The sequence below is a fragment of the Nocardia sp. CA-145437 genome (assembly GCF_050956485.1).
Lineage (GTDB): Bacteria > Actinomycetota > Actinomycetes > Mycobacteriales > Mycobacteriaceae > Nocardia.
Map to the genome: position 1 here is coordinate 1,382,439 of NZ_CP191204.1, position 18,653 is coordinate 1,401,091.

The window sequence follows — 18,653 nt, forward strand, 5'->3', positions numbered from 1 at the left end:
GTCCGATCAGGCGTGGACGGCGGCGGGCCGCACGGTGGCGTCCCAATCGATCCGGAACCGCTGCTCGCCGCCGAGCATCTTCTCCGGATTCATCCGCTTGAACATGATCGGCATCATCAACTGCATGGCCATCCGGGCGACCGGCCCGGCCGCCTTGGTCTGGTTCATTCGCGCCACCCGCGCCGCGACCCCCTCCACCCGCGGCCGCCGCAGCGCCTCGTAGGTGGCGAAAGCCATTGCCGGGTCGTCGATGTCGCGCAGGCAGCGGGCCAGCTCGATACCGCTCTCGATGGCCAGCGACGCCCCCTGCCCGGAGGTGTTGCTGGGCGCGTGGATGGCGTCGCCGGTGAGCGCCATGCGTCCCCGGTGCCAGTGCGGCACCCGCGGCATCACGTGCAGCGCGCCGACCACCTGCAGCTGGGCGGCGGTGGTGGCCTCGGCCAGCTGCCGGCCGGGCAGGTCATCGGCGTAGGTCTCGCGCAGGGTGCGCAGCCACTGTGCGGTGGAGACGGCGCGGGCCTCGGTGAGCGAGTAGTACTGCTCGGTGGGAAGATTCGCGCCCCACGCGACCCGGCCGTCGGGCATGGCCCAGTACAGGTAGTAGGCCCGCTTGCCGAAGGCGAAGGTCATGGTCTCCGGCTCCAGGTCGAGGGGTGCGTCGGTGTACGCGCCGAAGCCGAGCATGCGCAGGTAGGTGGGTCCGGGCGCGTTCGGGTCGACCAGGGTGCGCACGGTGGAGCGGATGCCGTCCGCGCCGATCAGCACGTCCGCGGTGGCGCTGCTGCCGTCGGCGAAGATGGCGGTGACGCCGCCCGCGTGCTCCTCCACCTCGACCAGCCGCTTGTCGTATTCGAAGCGCACCCCGGCCGCGACGGCGGTGTCGTGCAGGATCTCGTGCAGGTCGGAGCGGTCGATCACGCGCAGCGGCTCGATGTCGACCAGCCCGGGCAGCGGGAACTGCTTGCTGTTGACCGACATCGTGGAGCGGCTGAGGGGTGCGGCCTTGGCGCGCACCGGATCTCCGGCCCCGACCAGGTCGAGGGCGGCGACGCCATTGGGTGCGAGGGCGAGGTTGGCGCCGATCCCGTAGGCGGGGCCCGGATACGCCTCGAAGACGGTGGCGTCGATACCGGCCCGGTGCAGGGCGGTGGCGGTGACGGGGCCGGAGATGCCGCCGCCGATGATGATCGCGGAACGAGTGGTTGTGGACATGGGTCTCTCCCGAGAAGTGTTCGAAGACTTGCCGAAGACCTCGAACCGTCCCGCGCGTGGAGAACCCAGTTATCCTGTAGTTGCCAAACTCGGTGCCGGGTTCGCCTGCACGGACGCGGTTCGAGACGGTGTGTTCCGGGCTTCGGTGGCGGTGTTGCAGCACCCTCGCCGGGGCCCGGTTCCGTTCATGAGTCGTGCTGAGTGTGCGGTGTGTTCGCGCCCCCTTCCGCAGCCGGCTCTGCCAGGTCGGGGGGTAGAACGCCGTCGCGATGCCAGGCCCGCCAGCCCTCGGTGTCCGGGAAGCTGCCGTCGGCGAGCGCGTCGCGCAGGCCGCGGGCCCAGTCGGCCTCGGCCGCCAGCATGGTCAGCTGGTAGTCCTCTTCGATCAGGAACAGGCGTGGCACCGAGCCGTCCAGAGCCGCCAGTTGGGCGCGGGTTTCGGCGATGATGGTGTCCAGCTTGGTGATTCGCCGGGTGAGCAGGTCGACGACCTCGTCCGGGGGCAGCACCGAGAGCACGGAGAGCCCGGCCATGAAGCGGCGCTTCTCGGGTTCGGGGTCGGCGATGAGTTCGCGGGTCCAGTCCACCAGTTCGGCGCGGCCCGCGTCGGTGATGCGGTAGATGGTGCGTTCGGGGCGCGCGCCGTCGCGTTCGCTGCCGGTGATCTCCAGGAAGCCGTGCTTGGTGAGGTTGTCCACGACGGTATAGAGCGAGCCCCATTTGATGCCCATGTCGTTGTCCTTGCCCCAGGCCCGCAACCTCGCGGCGATCTCGTACCGGTGCATGGGCTGGAGCACGACGGCGGACAGCACCGCCAGACCCATCAGATTGGCGACCTTGCGCCTGCGGGCCATGGGGCACCTCCTTACTCGTCTACGAATATACGTCTACGAGTAATGGGGTCGCAAGCACTTACTCCCCGGCGAAGCGCGCCCGCAGGAGGTCGGAGGTGGCCTGGTCGGCGGGCAGGAACGCCTCCAGGTGCAGCTCCGACAGGGTGATGTCGGTGGCCGTCGCGAACGAGGTGAGGGTGGTGATGAGCCGCAGCTCACCGGCCTCGGAGCGGAGTCGCAGCGGCACCGCGAAACCCAGGTGCCCGGGCCCGGGATCCACCGGCGGCAGGTAGCCCTCGAGCTCCGCGATGAGCGCGTCCAGCGCGGGATCGGGGCTGCGGCCCGCCCGATTGCGCAGGCTGTCGGTGATGTGGCGGCCCCACTCCGGCAGGTTCACCACCCGCCGTGCCAGGCCGTCCGGATGCAGGGCCAGGCGCAGCACATTGACCGGCGACTCCAGCAGTTCCGGCGCGCAGCCCTCGGTCAGCAGCTCGAACGCGGGATTCGCCGCCACCAGCACCCCGAAGGGGCGGGTCACCACCGCCGGATACGGCAGGTGTCCCTGCAGGATGGTGTCGAGCGCGTGCCGGACCGCGCCGAGTTCCGGTGCGTCCAGGGAGGATTCGGGAAACACCGGGGCGTACCCGGCCGCCAGCAGCATCGCGTTGCGTTCGCGCAGGGACAGCCCGAGCACCTCGGCCAGCCGCACCACCATGGTCCGCCCGGGATGTGAGCGGCCCTGTTCGAGGAAGCTCAGATACCGCTGGCTGGTCTCGGCCGCGATGGCGAGATCGAGCTGGCTGAGCCGTCGCCGGGTGCGCCAGCCGCGCAGTTCCTGGGCGAAGGGTGTCGTCGTCGCCACGGCCATGGTCGTCATACCTCCACTGTGCGGACGGGGATGCGGACGCGCGATTCCCTCCAGGGAATGACGTGGGCGGCCATCCGATCATTCCCTGGAGGGAATCGCACGGATTCGCCGGACCGCACAGACTCGCTTCTCGACAACCGGACTCGATCCCCACGGAGAAGACCATGAATGGCATTGCCTACCAACTGGAATCGCGGCGCGGCCTCGCCGGGCTGACCGCCCGGGCGCAGGAGATTCCGGTGCCGGGCCCGCGCCAGGTCGTGGTGCGGGTGCGCGCCACCGCGCTCAACCGGCGCGACATCATGCTGCTGGAGGGCAGCTATGTGCTGCCCGCCCGTCCCGGCGTCGTGCCGCTGGTCGACGGTGTCGGCGAGGTGATCGCGCGGGGCGATCGGGTGACCCGCGCCGCGATCGGCGACCGGGTGGCCGGCACCTACTTCGTCTCCTGGATCGACGGCCCGCAGCTGCAGGCGGCGTCCGCCCAGCAGTACGGCGCGAATCACGACGGGTGGCTCGCCACCTACGTACTGCTGGAGGAGGATTCGGTGGTCCATGTGCCCGCGCATCTCACCGATGCCGAGGCGGCGTCGCTGACCTGCGCGGGGCTGGTGGCCTGGGCCGCGCTGACCAAGCCGGTCCCGGCGGGGCCGGGGGAGACCGTGTTGACCACCGGCACCGGCACGGTGGCGCTGGCGGCGGTTCAGCACGCCACAATGCTCGGGGCGCGGGTCATTTCGATCACATCCTCGGCCGAGAAGGCGGAGCGGTTGCGGAAACTGGGCGCCGACGAGGTGATCGATCGAGTCCAGGTGCCGGACTGGGAGCGGTCGGTGCTCGAGCTCACCGGCGGCGAGGGCGTCCAGCACGCGGTGGAGGCCGTCGGCATGCCTACACTGCCGAAATCCGTTGCCTCCGCGGCGTACAACGCACAGGTGACGTTGATCGGAGCGTTTCCGCCGGTGCCGGGCCGGCCGCAGCCGCCCAGCCTGTTCGGGGGCAAGTTCGTGTCGATTCGCCGCATCGCGGTGGGTAGCCGGGCGGATTTCGAGGCGATGAACGCCGCGCTGGCCGAGCACCAGGTCCGGCCGGTCATCGACCGGGTGTACCCGTTCGAGGAGTCGGTCGAGGCGTACCGGTACTTCATGGAAGGTGACCCGTTCGGCAAGGTGGTGATCTCCATGGAGTGACCGCTATCTATTGGCAATCAGTTGGAAAAGAGACCCACCTGGAACGATTTCCTTATCATGTGGAAGGTTCTGCAATTCCGCAAATCTGTGTAGCGTGCCTGAAGGAGTGGCTTTTCGGATCTGCGGCTATCGCTTCGACCGAAGGAGTTCCCGGGTGACGGTGGGTGCGGTGCATGAGAGACCCGAGGCGGCGGACGAAGCGTCCGCCGAAGGCACCCCGGGTCTGAGCGCACCGGGGGCGATGTCGCCGAAGATGCTGGGCTGGCTCGTGGTGCTGTCGGTGAGCATGGTGGTCGCGCTGATCGGCGGCACCCTGTGGGAGGGCTTGAACAGTCGCGGCGGGCCCGACGCCCCGGCCGGTCCGGCGCCCAGTACCTCGCAGCAGCCGGTCGTCGCCACCACCTCGCCCGTCCCGGCTCCCGCTTCGGCCCCGCCGCACGGCCCCGCCCCGGCTCCCGGTCCCGCCGCACCGCCTCCGCCTCCGCCCGCCCCGGTGGCGCAGAATCCCGCTCCCGCACCGCAAACCGAGCATTATGTCCCGCCCCCGCAGCCCCCGGTCGAGGTCGCGCCCCAGCCGGCGCCGGCCCCGCTGCCGGCGCCCGCGCCGGAACCCGCGCCCGCACCGCCGCCTCCGCCACCTGCGCTGCCCGACATCCTCGCCCCGATCCTGCCGTTCCTGGTGCCCCCGCCCCCGCCGCCGCCCGCGCCCTAGCCGCGCGACGCGGAATCCGAAGGAGGACAGCCATGCTCGGAACCGCCGACGAAATCCAGCGCGACACCGGCGATCTCGATCCGCGCCGCCTGGGGCAGGTCCTGCTCGCCGCCGTGCTGATGGCGGCCGGTGTCGGGGTGGGCGTGCTGATCACGTACTCGGCGGAGAGTCCGGTCGCCGACACCTCGGTCGTGAATGTGCCGCGGCTGCGCCACGATCCGCACGCTCCGGCACAGCATCCGCCGAATATCGCTCCGGCGGGCCAGGTCCCCTTCGCGCCCGGCGTGAATCCCGCGGCGCCGAATCCGGTGGCGCCCGCGCCGCTTCCGGCCCCGGCGGCGGTGCGGCCGGCTCCGCTACCGCCCGGGCCGCCGCGGCCGGTGGACGTGCCGGTGGTCATCGTCGGTGAGGCCGGTCCGGTGGAGCTGCCTGCGCCGCCGCCGAGTGACCCGGATCCTCAGCCGGCCCACTAGATTCCGGCGACGCCCGCGAGCTGGCCGATTCCGTAGGTGACGGCCATGGCGATCGCGCCGCCGAGTACCACGCGCAGCACCGCGCGGCGCGGGTTGGCGCCGCCCATCCGGGCGCTGACCGATCCGGTCAGGGCCAGCGCCACCAGCACCGCGGCGAAACAGATGGGGATGCGCCACTGGACCGGCGGCACCAGGATGGCGATCAGCGGCAGCAGCGCGCCGATGGTGAAGGAGACGGCCGAGGACAGTGCGGCGTGCCACGGGTTGGTGAGTTCGTGTGGGTTCAAACCCAATTCGGCCTCGGCGTGGGCGGCGAAGGCGTCGTGTGCGGTGAGCTCCTCGGCGACCTGGCGCGCGGTCTCGGCGCTGAGGCCCTTGGCCCGGTAGATGCCGGTGAGTTCGGTCAGTTCGTATTCGGGTTCCTCGGCCAGTTCGCGCTTCTCCTTGGACAGCAGGGCGCGTTCGGTGTCGCGCTGGGTGCTGACCGAGACGTACTCGCCGACCGCCATGGAGATCGCGCCCGCGGCGAGTCCGGCGACGCCCGCGGTGAGAATGGCGTCGGAGTCGGTGGAGGCGGCCGCGACGCCGACCACCAGACCGGCGGTGGAGACGATGCCGTCATTGGCGCCGAGCACGCCCGCGCGCAGCCAGTTCAGTTTGGCCGAGAGGCTGGTGTCGTGCGGCTCATGCGGGTGCGGCGCCGTTGTGTCGGTGGTTCCGGCTCCGATGTCATCCACCTGATCAGCGTAATTCACCGTTCACGACTCATGCGGGAGCGTGATCGGGCGAGGCATGGCTCCCACTTCCAGGGGAAGCGGATGATTTGCTGGAACTATGGGGGCCATGGTGGGTTTCTGCAAGCGGTATTGGGCGGTCATCCTCCCGTTGGCGGCGGCGCTGGTGTTGACGGTGACGTGGGGCCGGGAGCTGAACTCGACGGTGGCGGTGCTGGTCGGGGTCTGGCTGATCGGCGCGGTGCTGTCGTCGGTCCATCACGCGGAGACGGTGGCGCACCGGGTGGGGGAGCCGTTCGGGTCGCTGATCCTGGCGGTGGCGGTGACCATCATCGAGGTCGGCCTGATCGTCACGCTCATGGTGTCCAGCGGTGAGAAGGCCGCCTCGCTGGCCCGCGACACCGTCTTCGCCGCCGTGATGATCACGTGCAATGGGATTTTCGGGCTGTCCCTGCTGGTGGGAGCGTTGCGGCGGCGGGTGGCCGTCTTCAATGCCGAGGGCACGGGCGGGGCGCTGGCCACGGTCGCGACGCTGGCCACGCTGAGTCTGGTACTGCCGACCTTCACCACCAGTGAGCCGGGTCCGGTCTTCTCGGCCTCGCAGTTGATCTTCGCCGCGGCGGCCTCGCTGGTGCTGTACGGGGTCTTCGTGATGGTGCAGACGGTCCGGCATCCGGACGACTTCCTGCCCGTCGAGGGTTCGTCCGCGGCGGCCGAGGACGAGCACGAGGAGCCGCCGACCCGGCGGGAGTCGCTGCGCAGCCTGGGTTTGCTGCTGGTTGCCCTGATCGGAGTGGTCGGTTTGGCGAAGGTGGAGTCGCCCAATATCGAACACGGGATCGCGGCCGTCGGGCTGCCGCCGTCCGCGGTCGGTGTGGTGATCGCGATGCTGGTCCTGCTGCCCGAGACCATCGCGGCCGTGCGGACCGCACGCCGGGACCGGGTGCAGATCTCGCTGAACCTGGCGCTGGGTTCGGCCATGGCCAGTATCGGCCTGACCATCCCCGCCATCGCACTGGCCTCGATCTGGATCTCGGGCCCGCTCATGCTCGGCCTGGGCGCGACCCAGATGGTGCTGCTGGCCCTGACGGTGGTGGTCGGCGCGCTGACCGTGGTGCCCGGTCGCGCGACCCTGCTCCAGGGCTGTGTGCACCTGGTGTTGTTCTCCGCCTTCGTCTTTCTCGCGGTCAGCCCTTAGGCGCGGTCACGAGGTCCAGCGGTAGATCTGGCCGTCGCGTAGTTCGAAGGACGTCGCCGGTGCGGTGGCGTGGTGCCGCGACAGCAGCGCCATCACCCGGGTGCGCCCGCGGGTGGTGACACCGTCCTCGGTCCAGTGCACGTAGGGGTGCACCAGTTTCGCGAATTCCGCCCAGTCGCCGGCCTCGATCGTGCGCAGGACCGCCGACACCACGTTTTCGACAGGCACAGTGTCCACACGCGACAGTGAACACGCAGTGTCCGGGTTACGCGCGGGTTCGCCGGGGAAGCGTGGGTTGCTGAGAGATCACTCGATACGGCTTCGGGTATGGCTGAGGGCCTCGAACCCCCCTTTCGGGAGGTCTGCTCGGAGGGTGCCGCGGATCATGGTTATAGCCGTTCCGCTCTGATAACACGTTCTAGAATCCCAGGTCGCATGGGTCTTCGTCCCGCTGACCGGGACCGACGAACCTGGTACTCATCGGTAACTTAGAGGCTCCGGTCACACTCCAGTCCGATTTGTTGTAACTCCGGGTAACCATTAGCTTTGATGGCAGGCAGTGTTGCCGATCACGGAGAAGAAATTTGAAGCTCGTCACCCCGCGTCGGTTCCGGCGTCTCGAAGAAGTAGTCCCCCGATGACCCGGGCCGTCCAGAGCCGGTCCGCCGTGCGCATCGTTCGGGACAACTTCTCCAGCACCTCGGTGGCGTCGCTGCGCACCTTCGGCCGCGCGGTCGGCATCGCCGAGGAGGCCGTGGCCGGGACCTTCACCGATATCGCGCGTCGCCAGTTCCAGTGGAAAGAGGCGATCCTGCAGGCGTGGCGGCTGATCACGGTCACCGCGATCCCGGCCATCCTCATCGCGATTCCGTTCGGTGTCATCGTCTCGGTCCAGGTGGGCAATCTGATCCACACCCTGGGCGCGGATTCGCTGCTCGGCGCGACCGGCGGCCTCGGCGTCATCAAACAGGGCGCACCGCTGGCCACCGGCTTCCTGCTGGGCGGCGCGGGCGCGGCGGCGCTGGCCGCGGATCTGGGCGCGCGCACCATCCGTGAGGAGATCGACGCGCTGAACACCATGGGCATCAGCCCGATTCACCGCCTGGTGATCCCGCGGCTGGTGGCGATGGTCTTCGTGGCGCCGCTGCTCAACGTGCTCATCATCTTCGTCGGCGTGCTCGCCGGGTACGGCGTCGCCATCGGCGGACAGGGCGTCACGCCCGGCTCGTACTGGTCCACCTTCGGCTCCTTCACCACCACCGCCGATGTGTGGGTGTCGCTGTTGAAGGCCGTCGTCTTCGGTTTCCTCGTGGTGATCATCGCCTGCCAGCGCGGGCTCGAGGCGAAGGGCGGCCCGCGGGGTGTCGCCGACGCCGTGAACGCCGCGGTGGTCCTGTCGGTGGTGTCGATCGTGACGGTCAATCTGGTCGCCACGCAGATCACCGATCTGTTCCTGCCCACCAGGCTGGCCTGATGTCGGCTACCTACGTGCCCAAGGGTTTGGGCTGGGCCGCACGCGCCTATCGCAAGCGTGGACTGATCCTGCGCCGGGTGGAGAACCTGGGCTTCACGCTGGCCTTCGTCTGGCAGGTGCTGTCGTCGATTCCGTTGACGCTGAAGCGGTATCGCGCGGAGACCATGCGCGCCATCAGCGACATGACCTGGGGCCGCGGCTCGGTCATCGTCGGCGGCGGGACCGTGCCGATGATGATCGTGCTCGGTCTGGTCATGGGCGCGTCGGTGGCGGTGGAGTCCTTCACCACGCTGGACATGCTGGGCATGGGCCCGGTGTCGGGTCTGGTGTCGGCGTACGCCACCACGCGTGAGCTGGCCCCGATCGTGGCGGCCATCGGTTTCGCGGCGCAGGCCGGCTGCCGCATGACCGCGGAGATCGGTTCCATGCGCATCTCCGAGGAGATCGACGCCATCGAATCCCTCGGTCTGCGTTCGGTTCCCTTCGTGGTGACCACCCGCGTGCTGGCGGGCGCGGTCGCCATCGTGCCGACCTTCCTGATCGCGCTGATCCTGTCGTATGCCGCCTGCCGGGGATTGATCACCTTGGTGCACGGGGCCTCGGCCGGTGTGTACGACCACTATTTCTTCCAGTTCGTCTCCGGCTTCGACGTGATCGCGGCGGTGGTGAAGGTGGCCGTGTTCGCGGTGGTGGTGATCCTGATCCACTGCTACTTCGGCTTCTTCGCGACCGGTGGTCCGGAGGGCGTGGGCATCGCCTCGGGTAAGGCGGTCCGCGCGTCGTCGGTGGCCATCGTGGCCATGGACATGGTCATGTCGCTGGCCCTGTGGGGCTTCAACTCGGCGATTACGTTCACGGGGTAGGGGATGCCGAATTACGGAATGCCGGGTGTGGCCGTCGATCGCAAGCGCGCGATGACGGTCGGCACGGTGGCGCTGGCGCTGGTGGTGACGGTGGTCGCCGGATGGGCGCTGTACCGGTCACAGCAGGACGAGCCGGGAATGCCGATCTCGTTGCGCACCGAGCAGATCGGTGACGGCGTGCTCGTCGGCACGGATGTGCGCGCCGATGGCGTGGTGGTCGGCAAGGTCACCGAGATCGCGCCGGACCAGCACGGTACCCAGCAGATCTCGCTGCGCCTGGACGATGCGAAGCTGTTCGGCCTCGACGACAGTCTGCGGGTGGATTACGCGCCCGCCAACCTGTTCGGCATCAGCGAGATCGAATTGCGCCGGGGCGCGGGCGGTTCCCCGCTGCGGTCGGGCACCGTGCTGGATTTCACCGGTCGCCGCGCGAGCGAGATCTACGACGCCACCATGGGCTCGATCCTGCGCAGCGCCGCGCAGGTGGGCGATTCCGTGCTGACGCCGCAGATGGCCTCGGTCATCGCGCAGGCCGCGGCCGACACCCAGGCGTTCACGCCGCTGGCGCAGGCGCTGATCACCGCGCAGCGCACCATCACCGACAACCAGAAGATGCCGATGTCGCAGCTGTTCGGCGAGCTCGGCCCGGCCTTCGACGGCGGCGGCCAGTTCGCGGGTGCGACGGTGCAGGTGGTGGATCTGATCCGCAGCATGCAGCGTCTGCAGAGCGATCGCGCCACCTATGACAAGGGCGTCGCGACCGTCACCGGTCAGCTGCTGCCCGCGCTGGCGGCCACGTTCTCGCAGGCCGGAACTCAACTCTCCGGCAGCACCGACATGCTGGTGCCGGTGCTGACCGCGCTCGCGCGGATGGTGCCGCAGCCGCAGCAGTCCTCGGCGGAATTGCGCCTGCTGCTGGAGCGTCTGCGCGCCGCCATGCCCGACAACGGGCAGGGGCCGGTGCTGAACGTGCAGGTCGAGTTGAAGGGCCTGCCCGGTATCGCGGTGCCGCTGCTGGGAGGTGCGCGATGAACGTGAAGCAGGCGGGCTGGCGGCTGGCCCTGTTCGCGGGCGTGATCGGTGTGGTGCTCCTGTTGGTGCTCACCGCGATTCAGCGTCCGGTGTCCGGGAAGACCGAGACCCACGACGCCATCTTCACCGACGCCAACGGCCTCAAGGTCGGCGATGACGTGCGCATGTTCGGTGTGCAGGTCGGCAAGGTGAAGCAGATCGGCCTGGAGGGCTCGAAGGCGCGGGTGCAGGTGTCGGTCAAGACCGATTCGCCGGTGTACGACAACTCGAAACTGGCCATCCGCTACCAGAATCTGACCGGGCAGCGGTACATCGACCTGCAGCAGCAGCCGCAGCCGGGCAATCGCATCGCCGCGGGCGCGCGCATCGGCGAGGACCACACGGTGCCGTCGTTCGATGTGACGCAGCTGTTCAACGGCCTGAAGCCGGTGTTGCAGACCATCTCTCCGGAGGCGATCAACCAGTTCAGCGCGAGCATGGTGGCGTTGATCGAGGGCGACGGCAGCGGGCTGGGCCCGGCCATGGACGCGATCGGGAAACTGGCGTCGTACGTGGACAACCGGCAGCAGGTGATCTCGACGCTGATCCGCAATATGTCGGACCTGTCGGACCGGCTCGGCGGGCGCGTGCACTACCTGGTGCCGCTGCTGAAGCAGCTCTCCGACATCTTCGAGGCGTTGCGGCAGAACATCGGCGGCTTGGCGCAATTCGCGGTGACCGCGCCCTCGGTGCTGCGGCCGATCGACAATCTGCTCCGCACCCTGGGGATCGACAGCGGCTCCGATGTGGACGCGCTGATCCGGCAGATCTTCCCCGACGCCGAGGAGGCGGTGGCGGTCCTCGGGCGCCTGCCCGCCGTGCTGAGCGCCGCCGACGCTGCCCTGCCGACCAGCCCCGGTGGCTGGAAGCCGGTGTGCAGCAAGGGAACCGCGGAACTGCCGCCGGTGGTCAAGGTGCTCGTTTCGGGACAGCAGGTGGCGATATGCAACGGATGAGTCTGCCCCGTGCTCGTCAGGGACTGAGCCTGAAGCGTGACGACCGCGTCGTGGACGACGCGACCAAGCAGAAGCGGCATCTGCGGCAGGGCGTCATCGGCGCGATCGTGGTCGTGCTCGGCCTGACCGCCGCCGGCGCTTTGTACGTGATCCCGTTCGGCAAGCACACCTACACCGCGGAACTGTCCGAGGCGCAGTCGGTGAAGGCGGGCGACGATGTGCGCGTGGCCGGGATCTCGGTCGGCGAGGTCAAGTCCCTGGAACTGAAGCCGGACAAGGTCGTCATGCGCTTCACGGTGAAATCCGATGTGTTCCTGGGGGATCAGACTTCCCTCGACATCCGTATGCTCACCATCGTCGGTGGCCACTACGTGGCGGTGTTCCCGGCGGGCAGCAAGCCGCTGGGTGCGGCGGCGATCCCCGCGGACCGGGTACGCCTGCCGTACAGCCTGATCGAGACCTTCCAGGACGCGGCCACCCCGCTGGCCAAGATCGACGGCTCCACGCTGAACCAGAACCTGGCGGCACTGGGCAATTCGATCGACGGTGCGCCCGACACCCTGCGCACCACGCTGCGCACGGTCGGCACCTACGTGGACGCGCTGGAGAAGCAGCGCGGTCAGGTGTCGAACGCGGTGTCGGTGGCCGACGAGTACGTGCGCATGTACGACGGCGCGAAGAAGGACCTGGGCCGGCTGATGGACAATGCCAACCTGCTGGTCACCGTGCTCGACGACAAGCATGCGGAGATGGCGGAGGCGATCCGCCTGCTCAGTGACGTGCTCGGCCGCCTCGGCGGATTGCAGCCGACCTGGTCGGATCTGAAGCCGCAGTTGACCGATGCCATCACCCGGCTCGAGCAGCTCGGCGGAAAGTTCGAGCCGACGCTGAACGCCGCGCAGGACTTGCAGAAGAAGCTGTCGGAGTTGGTGATTCCGGACGGCGGCATCACCGTCGACCACTCGCGGCAGACGGTGACTCTCCCCGCGCAGCCGCAGGTGTGCGTTCCGGTGCCCGGGAAGGACTGCTGATGTTCAAGCGGATGCTCGGCTCGCAGGCGTTCATGTCGGTCGCGGGCGCGATGGTCGTGGTGATGCTGGCCGTGGTCGGCTACTTCGTCTGGTTCGACCCGATGAAGAAGACGGTGGCCTACTGCGCCGTCATGCCCGACGCGGTCGGTCTGTACGCGGGCAACAAGGTGACCATGCGCGGAATCCCGGTCGGCACGGTCGATTCCGTCGACTCCGACGGCACCAAGGTGAAGGTGACGTTCTCCGTCGACGCGAAGTACCCGGTGTACGCCGACGCCGCGGCCACCACCGTCTCGGATTCCATTGTGGCCGACCGCAATCTGGCGGTGCTGAACGGCGGCAAGAACCTGGCGCACTGGGATTCCTCGAAGTGCATCACGAAATCCCTGACGCCCAAGAGCATTACGGAGACCCTGACCGCACTGGCCGATCTGTCCTCGCAGTTGCAGCAGGCGCAGGCCCCGGACGCGCTGGCGCACGGCCTGTCCGGGCTGGACGCGGCCACCCGGGGCGCGGGCCCGCAGATCAACGAGATCGTCAAGAAGCTGGGGTCGGCGCTGGCGCAACCGGATGCCGACATCGGCCACCTGGCGGGCATCTTCGACGCCTTCGCGTCGGTGGGTGAGAAGGTCGAGCAGCACTGGGGCGATCTGCGCTCCATGCTGCTGCGCCTGGGCCCGGCGCTGAACAATGCCGGCACCGAATTGCTCGGTCCCGGTGCGCAACTCATCGATCGGCTGGGTGAGCTGCTGCCCATGCTGAACGACCTGGCCACCATCGCCGGTGACCCGATCATGCGCGCGCTCGACGACACGCTGCCGCTGGTGCGCCTGCTGCGCGCCAATGTCGGCTCCCTCTCGGAGGTGGTGCGCAGGATGCCGGTGCTGACCAATGCCGCCCAGAACGTGATGGGCAACGGCGTCACCTACGGTTCGCCGCGGGCGGCGCTCCCGGCGCCGCAGTCCGAGCAGGTCTGCGCCGCGCTCAACGCGGTCACGCCCGGCAGTTGCACCGACGCCGCCGACGGCATGGTGAACGTCCCGCTGGTGCCCCTGGTCCTCGGAATGGCAGGTGCGCGATGAGAATCGGACGCTGGAACATCCAGCTCGACACCGCGGCCGCCGGCCGCCTCGGGACCGCGGTGGGGGCGGCCCCGGTGCGGCGTCGACTGGCCCGCGGAGGCGCGGCTGTGCTGGCGGCGGGACTGCTCGCCGGGGTCGGTGGCTGTGCCTTCGACCCGGCGGCGGTGCCGGTGCCCGGGACCGGCGTCTCGGGTTCGACCTATCGCATCCACATCGAGTTCGGCAATGTGCTGAACCTGCCCGCCAAGGCGAAGGTCATCGCCAATGGCGCGCAGGTCGGCACGGTCGACGGTGTGCGCGTGGTGGATTCGGCGCACGCGGGCGGACGCGGCGGCTACGTCGTGGTCGACGCCGAAATCTCCTCGAAGGTCCAGTTGCCGACCACCACGGTGGCCGAGCTGCGGCAGAACACCGTGCTGGGCGACATCCACCTGGCCCTGAGCACGCCGCCGGACGGTTTCGGCACGTTGCTGAAGGACGGCGGCACCATCGCCCAGGACCACACCCGGCCGCCGGTGCAGCTCGAGGACACCATGGCCGCGCTGGCCGCCTTCACCCAGGGCGGGGCGGTGAACCAGTTGCAGGACATCATCGATCACTTCAACGCCGTGCTGCCGCGGGACCCGAACGAGACCAAGCGGATCGCGCAGAACGCCGCCGGGAACGCGGTGGATCTGGCCGCGAACCTGGATCAGGTCGACAAGCTGCTCAACGGTCTGGGCGTGAACGCGCAGGTGCTGCACGATCGCGCCGACTTCCTGGACCACCAGCTCAGCCAGGAGTCGGTGGACGCCATGACCGGTGTCACCAATTCCATCAAGGGCGTCACCCAGATCTTCGCGGTGCTCGGGCAACTCGGGCAGTCGCTGGTGTGGCTGGCCCCGCTGGCCACCGCGCTGGATCCGGTGACGCAGTCCTTCGCGCCGCTGGCGCTGTCGGGCAAGCCGCTGGATCTGTCGGTGCCCTCGAACCTGTCGCTGCTGGTCTCGTTATTGCGCGACAAGCTGATTCCCTTCGTCGAGAACGGCCCGAAGGTGAATGTGACCGGTGTCCAGGCGGATTCGGTGTCTCGCGATGATCAGGTCACCACCGTGCTGGCCGGGCTGCGCATGATCGGAGCGGTGCGATGAAGTGGGGTTCGGTGGCGTCGCTGGGCGGCATCGCGGTGGTCACAGTGGTGGGCGCGAGCTATCTGACCTTCGGGGTGGTGCGGGCGGATCCGTTCGCACACCACACCGACGCGTCGCTGGTGATGGCGAATTCCGGTGGCCTGAGCGTGGGTTCGCCGATTCTGCTCACCGGCATGCGGGTCGGGAAGATCACCTCGGTGGACTCCACCGCGCGCGGCGTCGAGGTGGGCTTCCGCATCGACGGCGACCGCAGACTGCCGACCGACAGCGACATCACCATCGAGCAGCTCTCCGCGCTGGGCGAGCCGTTCGTGGAGTTCCGGCCCCGCACCGCGGGCGGTCCCTACATCGAGGACGGCCAGCGGCTCGACGCCGCGGCGGTGAAGTCGCCGTTGTCGATTCCCGAGGTGTCGCGGCTGGTCAACAAGGTCATGAACCAGCTCGATCCCACGGTGGCCGCCTCCCTGGCGAGCACGCTGAGCGCGGCCTTCCACGACACGGATTCGGCCATGCCGAATCTGACGCGTGCGGGCGACCTGCTGGCCGCGGCCATTCTGAGTCGCGAACCCAAGATTGCCCAGCTACTCAACAGCTTCCAGGTCGCGGCCTCGAATATGGAAGGCATGGGTGCGGCGACCGCGACTGCCGCACCAGCATTCGTGCAGTTCGAGCAGTCGCTCGAGCAGCTCATCACTGCGGTCGGTAGACTCGTCGAGCGTGCCCCCGGTCCCCAGGCATATGTGGATGGCAACGGGCTGGCACCCTTCCTGGCCGGGCTGACCGAATGGTTGCGGCAGGCCGGGCCCGAATTGAAGACCCTCGCACCCCAATTGCAGCCGCTCGCCGACGCGGCGCGCACGTCGGGGCCGCTCATCAATATCAGCAGCTTGATCTCGCAGGCGCTCGCGTCCACCGGTGACGGTGCCGTGCGTGTGCGGGTCGAGGTGAAGTAGTAGTTCCAGCAAGGAGAAGACCCCCATGTCCCAGGACGCCGATACGAAGACTCCGGTCGAGCCGGACACCACGCCCGTGGCGCCGGCCGCCGGTAAGACGGTGTCGCTGAAGGTCTCGACGCTGGTGACCGCGGTCGCGGCGGCGGTGCTGATCGCCGCCCTGGTGACCGTCACGGTGCTGTGGCAGTCCGCCCGCGGCGACGTGCGCTCGCACGACACCCGCGCGGCCGACGACCAGCACGCCGCGGAAGTCGCCTCCGAGTACGCCATGGGCGCGGCCAACCTCAACTACGCCGACTTCAACGCCTGGACCGCGCGGCTCAAGGCCAACACCACCCCGGCGCTGGCGGGCAAGTTCGACGCCACCTCCTCGAAGCTGCAGGAGATCCTGGTTCCGCTGAAGTGGACCTCGAGCCCGACCCTGCTGAGCTCGCAGGTGATCAACCGCGACAACGGCCTGTACAAGGTCAACGTCTATCTGAACGTGAACTCCACCAACGCCCAGAACCCCGACGGGGTGCTGACCACCGTGTACTACACGGTCAATGTCGACCCGAGCGACTGGAAGGTCACCGAGGTCGGCGGCATCGATCTGCCGCTGCCCAAGCAGTAGCCGTCCGCCGGGCGAGCGGTCACGCGGTCCGGCGTAGCTCGTCCGCCAGCCGGACGGCGAGCGCCACGATGGTCAGCGTCGGATTGGCATGGCCGTTGGTCGGGAACACCGAACTGCCCGCGATGTACAGGTTCTCCATGCCGTGCACCCGGCAGTCGCCGTCCACCACGCCGGTGCGCGGGTCGGCGGACATGCGGGTGGCGCCGGTGGGATGCGCCCAGTCGGTGAGCCGGGCCGGCAGCGGACTGGCCTCGCGCACCCATTCGTCCAGCGCGGGCGGGGTGTAGCCGAGCCGGGCGAACTCCCCGGCCACCAGGGCGGCGGCGCGGCGCACGGTGGCGTCCTCCTGGGCGCTGATCTTCCAGTCGATGCGCGGATGCGGCAGCCCGAGCCCATCGACGGTGTCGCTCAGGCTGATCCGGCTGTCCGGGTCGGGCCGCTGCTCGACCATGCAGCGCAGTTCCACCTGTTCGAGCTTGCGCGGCAGGCCGGTGTGGTCGATCAGCCGGCGTTTGGCGCCCGACAGCAGCAGGCCGGGATTGCTGGCGACGGTGCGCGCGTCGTGGAGGTTCATGTGGCCGCGCAGCAGGTTCTTCACCGATTCCCAGGGGTCGTCCTCGGTGGGCACCTCCTGAATCCACAAGGCGCAGTTGAGGAGTCCTTCGTCGGCCTGGATCTCCGGCGAGAGCGCCAGCCCGTGCAGGAACGTGTGTTTGCCGCCGCGGGTTTTCACGACGTATTTGCCGAATCGATCCCGCGCGGCGGCCGAGGTGTGCGGGTCGAGCATGCCGACCACGCCGCAGCGGTGATCCAGCAGATAACGCCCGACGACATCGTGTCGATTGCCGATTCCGGTGGGAACGATGCGATTCGAGGCGAGCAGCAGACGCGCGTTCTCGATTCCTCCGGTGGCCAGCACAATGCGGGTGGCGTGCACGCTGCGTTCGTGTCCGGCCGAATCCGCGACGCGCAATGCCAGTACTCGCGTGCCTTCGGGATCGGTGTCGATATGGGTCACCGTGGCATTCAACAGAATTCGTATCTTGCCCGCGGTGATGTCCGCCGCGTGCGGCCCGAATCGCTTGGAGTCGAACGGATCGGCGGGGTCCTTGCTGATCTGCCAGAAGTAGGGCCGCAGCCAGCGCCGGTCCACCTCCCGGTGCGGCGGATGCCGATCGGCGAGTTCCCAGAACCGGTCGCCGGTGAAACCGGCCCCGTAGCCCAGGCCCAGGTGCGCGGCCGCCCGGTCCAGATACGGTTCCACCTCGGACAATCCGATCGGCCAGCCGGAGAACGGGACCCAGGGGCGGGCCGCGAAATCGAGTTCGTCGAGGGGAGCGCACCGTCCGCTCCAGGTGTGCGAACTCCCGCCGAGAATGCGATTGCGCGCATTCCGATACGGCTGGGCCCGCGCGGCTCCGACATTCTCTATGTCATTGAGCGCATCGCGTTCGGGGGTGAGTTCGAGGCCGCCGCTTTCGAGTACCAGGACCCGCAGCGAACTTCCCGCGAGTTCGGCGGCCAAAGTCAGACCGGCCGGTCCGGAACCGATGATGCACAGGTCCGCCGCCAGCTCGCTGTCCCGCACGGTACTGAGGTCGTCGATATGCACCGGAAATCCTCCCGCACCCGCATCCACCCCCGAGAGGACGCGCTTCCCTTTGCCCGGATCTCATCGTAACCGCTCAATTGCGCGGCCGGGGCGCATCTTTCGGGTCAGCATCCGCGCTGCAGAACCGCGCGCACATAACCGGCGGACTGCCGTACATACATCCACGACCAGAACAACAGACCCGAATCACTGGGGCTGGCAACCATGGTGATCTGTCCGGAAAAGCACTTTCCGACGATGTAGCGCGCCCGCGACACGTGCGGGGTGTAGGTCACCACGATGATGTGCCGCCAGTGCCCGGCCTGGGCGCGCCGCCGGATCTCGCGCGCCTCGCCCTGGGTGGTCCACGGGTCGGGGACGAAGCACGACACCGTGAAGGTGAATCCGCCGTCGCAGTAGCGGTCCATCACCGCGTCGTTCTGTCCCGTGGACCGCGAGATCAGCAGTTCCGGCGCGTACCCCCGCTGCGCGAGTTCCAGCCCCAGGTCGTAGCGCGCGTACGCGGTCCCGCCCAGCACCACGATGGCGTCGGCCGGGCGCAGCGGATCGACCTGCGGGTGCACGAACACCGGCAATCCCGCGAACGCGAGACCGGTGATCAGCGCCGCCACCAGGGCGACGGACAGGGCGACCCTCCGGAGACCAGTCACG

The 18,653-nt window shown here is 68.8% G+C and carries 20 protein-coding genes; 13 read left to right on the plus strand and 7 right to left on the minus strand.

The genetic code is table 11. From position 1 onward, the window contains the following. Nucleotides 1-6: 6 nt before the first annotated feature. From ACQPYY_RS06125 to ACQPYY_RS06135, 3 genes are all read right to left on the minus strand, one after another. Nucleotides 7-1,212 carry an FAD-dependent oxidoreductase gene (locus tag ACQPYY_RS06125; RefSeq protein ID WP_433593016.1) on the minus strand — a complete coding sequence of 402 codons (1,206 nt, stop codon included), beginning with the start codon at nucleotides 1,210-1,212 and terminating at the stop codon, nucleotides 7-9. Between the two features lie 185 nt (nucleotides 1,213-1,397). After that, nucleotides 1,398-2,066: a PadR family transcriptional regulator gene (locus ACQPYY_RS06130; protein ID WP_379100387.1), complete on the minus strand. Its 669-nt coding sequence runs from the start codon at nucleotides 2,064-2,066 to the stop codon at nucleotides 1,398-1,400. Between the two features lie 58 nt (nucleotides 2,067-2,124). Next, on the minus strand, nucleotides 2,125-2,922 hold the full coding sequence (locus tag ACQPYY_RS06135; RefSeq protein ID WP_433593017.1) for a helix-turn-helix domain-containing protein: 798 nt from the start codon (nucleotides 2,920-2,922) through the stop codon (nucleotides 2,125-2,127). 155 nt (nucleotides 2,923-3,077) lie between these two features. On the opposite strand from ACQPYY_RS06135, the gene ACQPYY_RS06140 reads away from it, so the two are divergent. The 3 genes from ACQPYY_RS06140 to ACQPYY_RS06150 all read left to right on the plus strand — a co-directional run bounded on the left by ACQPYY_RS06140 (nucleotide 3,078) and on the right by ACQPYY_RS06150 (nucleotide 5,285). Next, complete coding sequence (locus ACQPYY_RS06140; RefSeq protein WP_433593018.1) at nucleotides 3,078-4,100, plus strand: zinc-dependent alcohol dehydrogenase family protein; 1,023 nt, start codon at nucleotides 3,078-3,080, stop codon at nucleotides 4,098-4,100. 169 nt (nucleotides 4,101-4,269) lie between these two features. Further along, complete coding sequence (locus ACQPYY_RS06145) at nucleotides 4,270-4,812, plus strand: hypothetical protein (protein ID WP_433593019.1); 543 nt, start codon at nucleotides 4,270-4,272, stop codon at nucleotides 4,810-4,812. A gap of 32 nt (nucleotides 4,813-4,844) precedes the next feature. Next, nucleotides 4,845-5,285, plus strand: coding sequence for a hypothetical protein (locus ACQPYY_RS06150; RefSeq protein ID WP_433593020.1), 441 nt, complete (start codon nucleotides 4,845-4,847; stop codon nucleotides 5,283-5,285). On the opposite strand, the gene ACQPYY_RS06155 is transcribed toward ACQPYY_RS06150, so the two are convergent. Then, entirely contained in the window at nucleotides 5,282-6,013 is a 732-nt protein-coding gene (locus ACQPYY_RS06155) for a VIT1/CCC1 transporter family protein (protein WP_433594579.1), read from the minus strand. The two genes, ACQPYY_RS06150 and ACQPYY_RS06155, sit on opposite strands and share 4 nt — an antisense overlap. A gap of 115 nt (nucleotides 6,014-6,128) precedes the next feature. Between ACQPYY_RS06155 and ACQPYY_RS06160 the strand changes: the two genes are divergently transcribed. Beyond that, nucleotides 6,129-7,217 carry a calcium:proton antiporter gene (locus ACQPYY_RS06160; protein ID WP_433593021.1) on the plus strand — a complete coding sequence of 363 codons (1,089 nt, stop codon included), beginning with the start codon at nucleotides 6,129-6,131 and terminating at the stop codon, nucleotides 7,215-7,217. 6 nt (nucleotides 7,218-7,223) lie between these two features. Here ACQPYY_RS06160 and ACQPYY_RS06165 read toward each other — a convergent pair whose 3' ends face one another. Further along, nucleotides 7,224-7,454, minus strand: a complete 231-nt coding sequence (locus tag ACQPYY_RS06165) for a nuclear transport factor 2 family protein (protein ID WP_433593022.1) — start codon at nucleotides 7,452-7,454, stop codon at nucleotides 7,224-7,226. Between the two features lie 400 nt (nucleotides 7,455-7,854). Here ACQPYY_RS06165 and ACQPYY_RS06170 point away from each other — a divergent pair, with 400 nt between their 5' ends. Genes ACQPYY_RS06170 through ACQPYY_RS06210 form a run of 9 tightly spaced genes read left to right on the plus strand, consistent with a single transcriptional unit; the run spans nucleotide 7,855 to nucleotide 16,390 of the window. After that, the gene (locus tag ACQPYY_RS06170; protein ID WP_379100401.1) at nucleotides 7,855-8,691 is read left to right on the plus strand and encodes an ABC transporter permease; all 837 of its coding nucleotides are present in this window, start codon (nucleotides 7,855-7,857) and stop codon (nucleotides 8,689-8,691) included. Further along, entirely contained in the window at nucleotides 8,691-9,554 is an 864-nt protein-coding gene (locus ACQPYY_RS06175; RefSeq protein ID WP_379100403.1) for an ABC transporter permease, read from the plus strand. The genes ACQPYY_RS06170 and ACQPYY_RS06175 overlap by 1 nt, the downstream gene beginning before the upstream one ends. Nucleotides 9,555-9,557: 3 nt before the next feature. Next, the gene (locus tag ACQPYY_RS06180; protein ID WP_433593023.1) at nucleotides 9,558-10,586 is read left to right on the plus strand and encodes an MlaD family protein; all 1,029 of its coding nucleotides are present in this window, start codon (nucleotides 9,558-9,560) and stop codon (nucleotides 10,584-10,586) included. Then, entirely contained in the window at nucleotides 10,583-11,581 is a 999-nt protein-coding gene (locus ACQPYY_RS06185; RefSeq protein WP_379100407.1) for an MlaD family protein, read from the plus strand. The genes ACQPYY_RS06180 and ACQPYY_RS06185 overlap by 4 nt, the downstream gene beginning before the upstream one ends. Then, entirely contained in the window at nucleotides 11,569-12,612 is a 1,044-nt protein-coding gene (locus ACQPYY_RS06190; RefSeq protein WP_433593024.1) for an MlaD family protein, read from the plus strand. Before ACQPYY_RS06185 ends, ACQPYY_RS06190 begins: the two co-directional genes overlap by 13 nt. Beyond that, complete coding sequence (locus ACQPYY_RS06195) at nucleotides 12,612-13,694, plus strand: MlaD family protein (protein WP_433593025.1); 1,083 nt, start codon at nucleotides 12,612-12,614, stop codon at nucleotides 13,692-13,694. The genes ACQPYY_RS06190 and ACQPYY_RS06195 overlap by 1 nt, the downstream gene beginning before the upstream one ends. Continuing rightward, a complete protein-coding gene (locus tag ACQPYY_RS06200) occupies nucleotides 13,691-14,824 on the plus strand; it encodes an MlaD family protein (RefSeq protein ID WP_433593026.1) in 1,134 nt (377 codons plus the stop codon). Before ACQPYY_RS06195 ends, ACQPYY_RS06200 begins: the two co-directional genes overlap by 4 nt. Then, nucleotides 14,821-15,777, plus strand: coding sequence for an MlaD family protein (locus tag ACQPYY_RS06205; RefSeq protein WP_433593027.1), 957 nt, complete (start codon nucleotides 14,821-14,823; stop codon nucleotides 15,775-15,777). The genes ACQPYY_RS06200 and ACQPYY_RS06205 overlap by 4 nt, the downstream gene beginning before the upstream one ends. A gap of 25 nt (nucleotides 15,778-15,802) precedes the next feature. Beyond that, a complete protein-coding gene (locus ACQPYY_RS06210) occupies nucleotides 15,803-16,390 on the plus strand; it encodes a hypothetical protein (RefSeq protein WP_433593028.1) in 588 nt (195 codons plus the stop codon). Between the two features lie 19 nt (nucleotides 16,391-16,409). On the opposite strand, the gene ACQPYY_RS06215 is transcribed toward ACQPYY_RS06210, so the two are convergent. Continuing rightward, the gene (locus ACQPYY_RS06215) at nucleotides 16,410-18,002 is read right to left on the minus strand and encodes a GMC oxidoreductase (RefSeq protein ID WP_433593029.1); all 1,593 of its coding nucleotides are present in this window, start codon (nucleotides 18,000-18,002) and stop codon (nucleotides 16,410-16,412) included. Between the two features lie 104 nt (nucleotides 18,003-18,106). Continuing rightward, a complete protein-coding gene (locus tag ACQPYY_RS06220; RefSeq protein WP_433593030.1) occupies nucleotides 18,107-18,652 on the minus strand; it encodes a YdcF family protein in 546 nt (181 codons plus the stop codon). Nucleotide 18,653 lies beyond the last annotated feature (1 nt).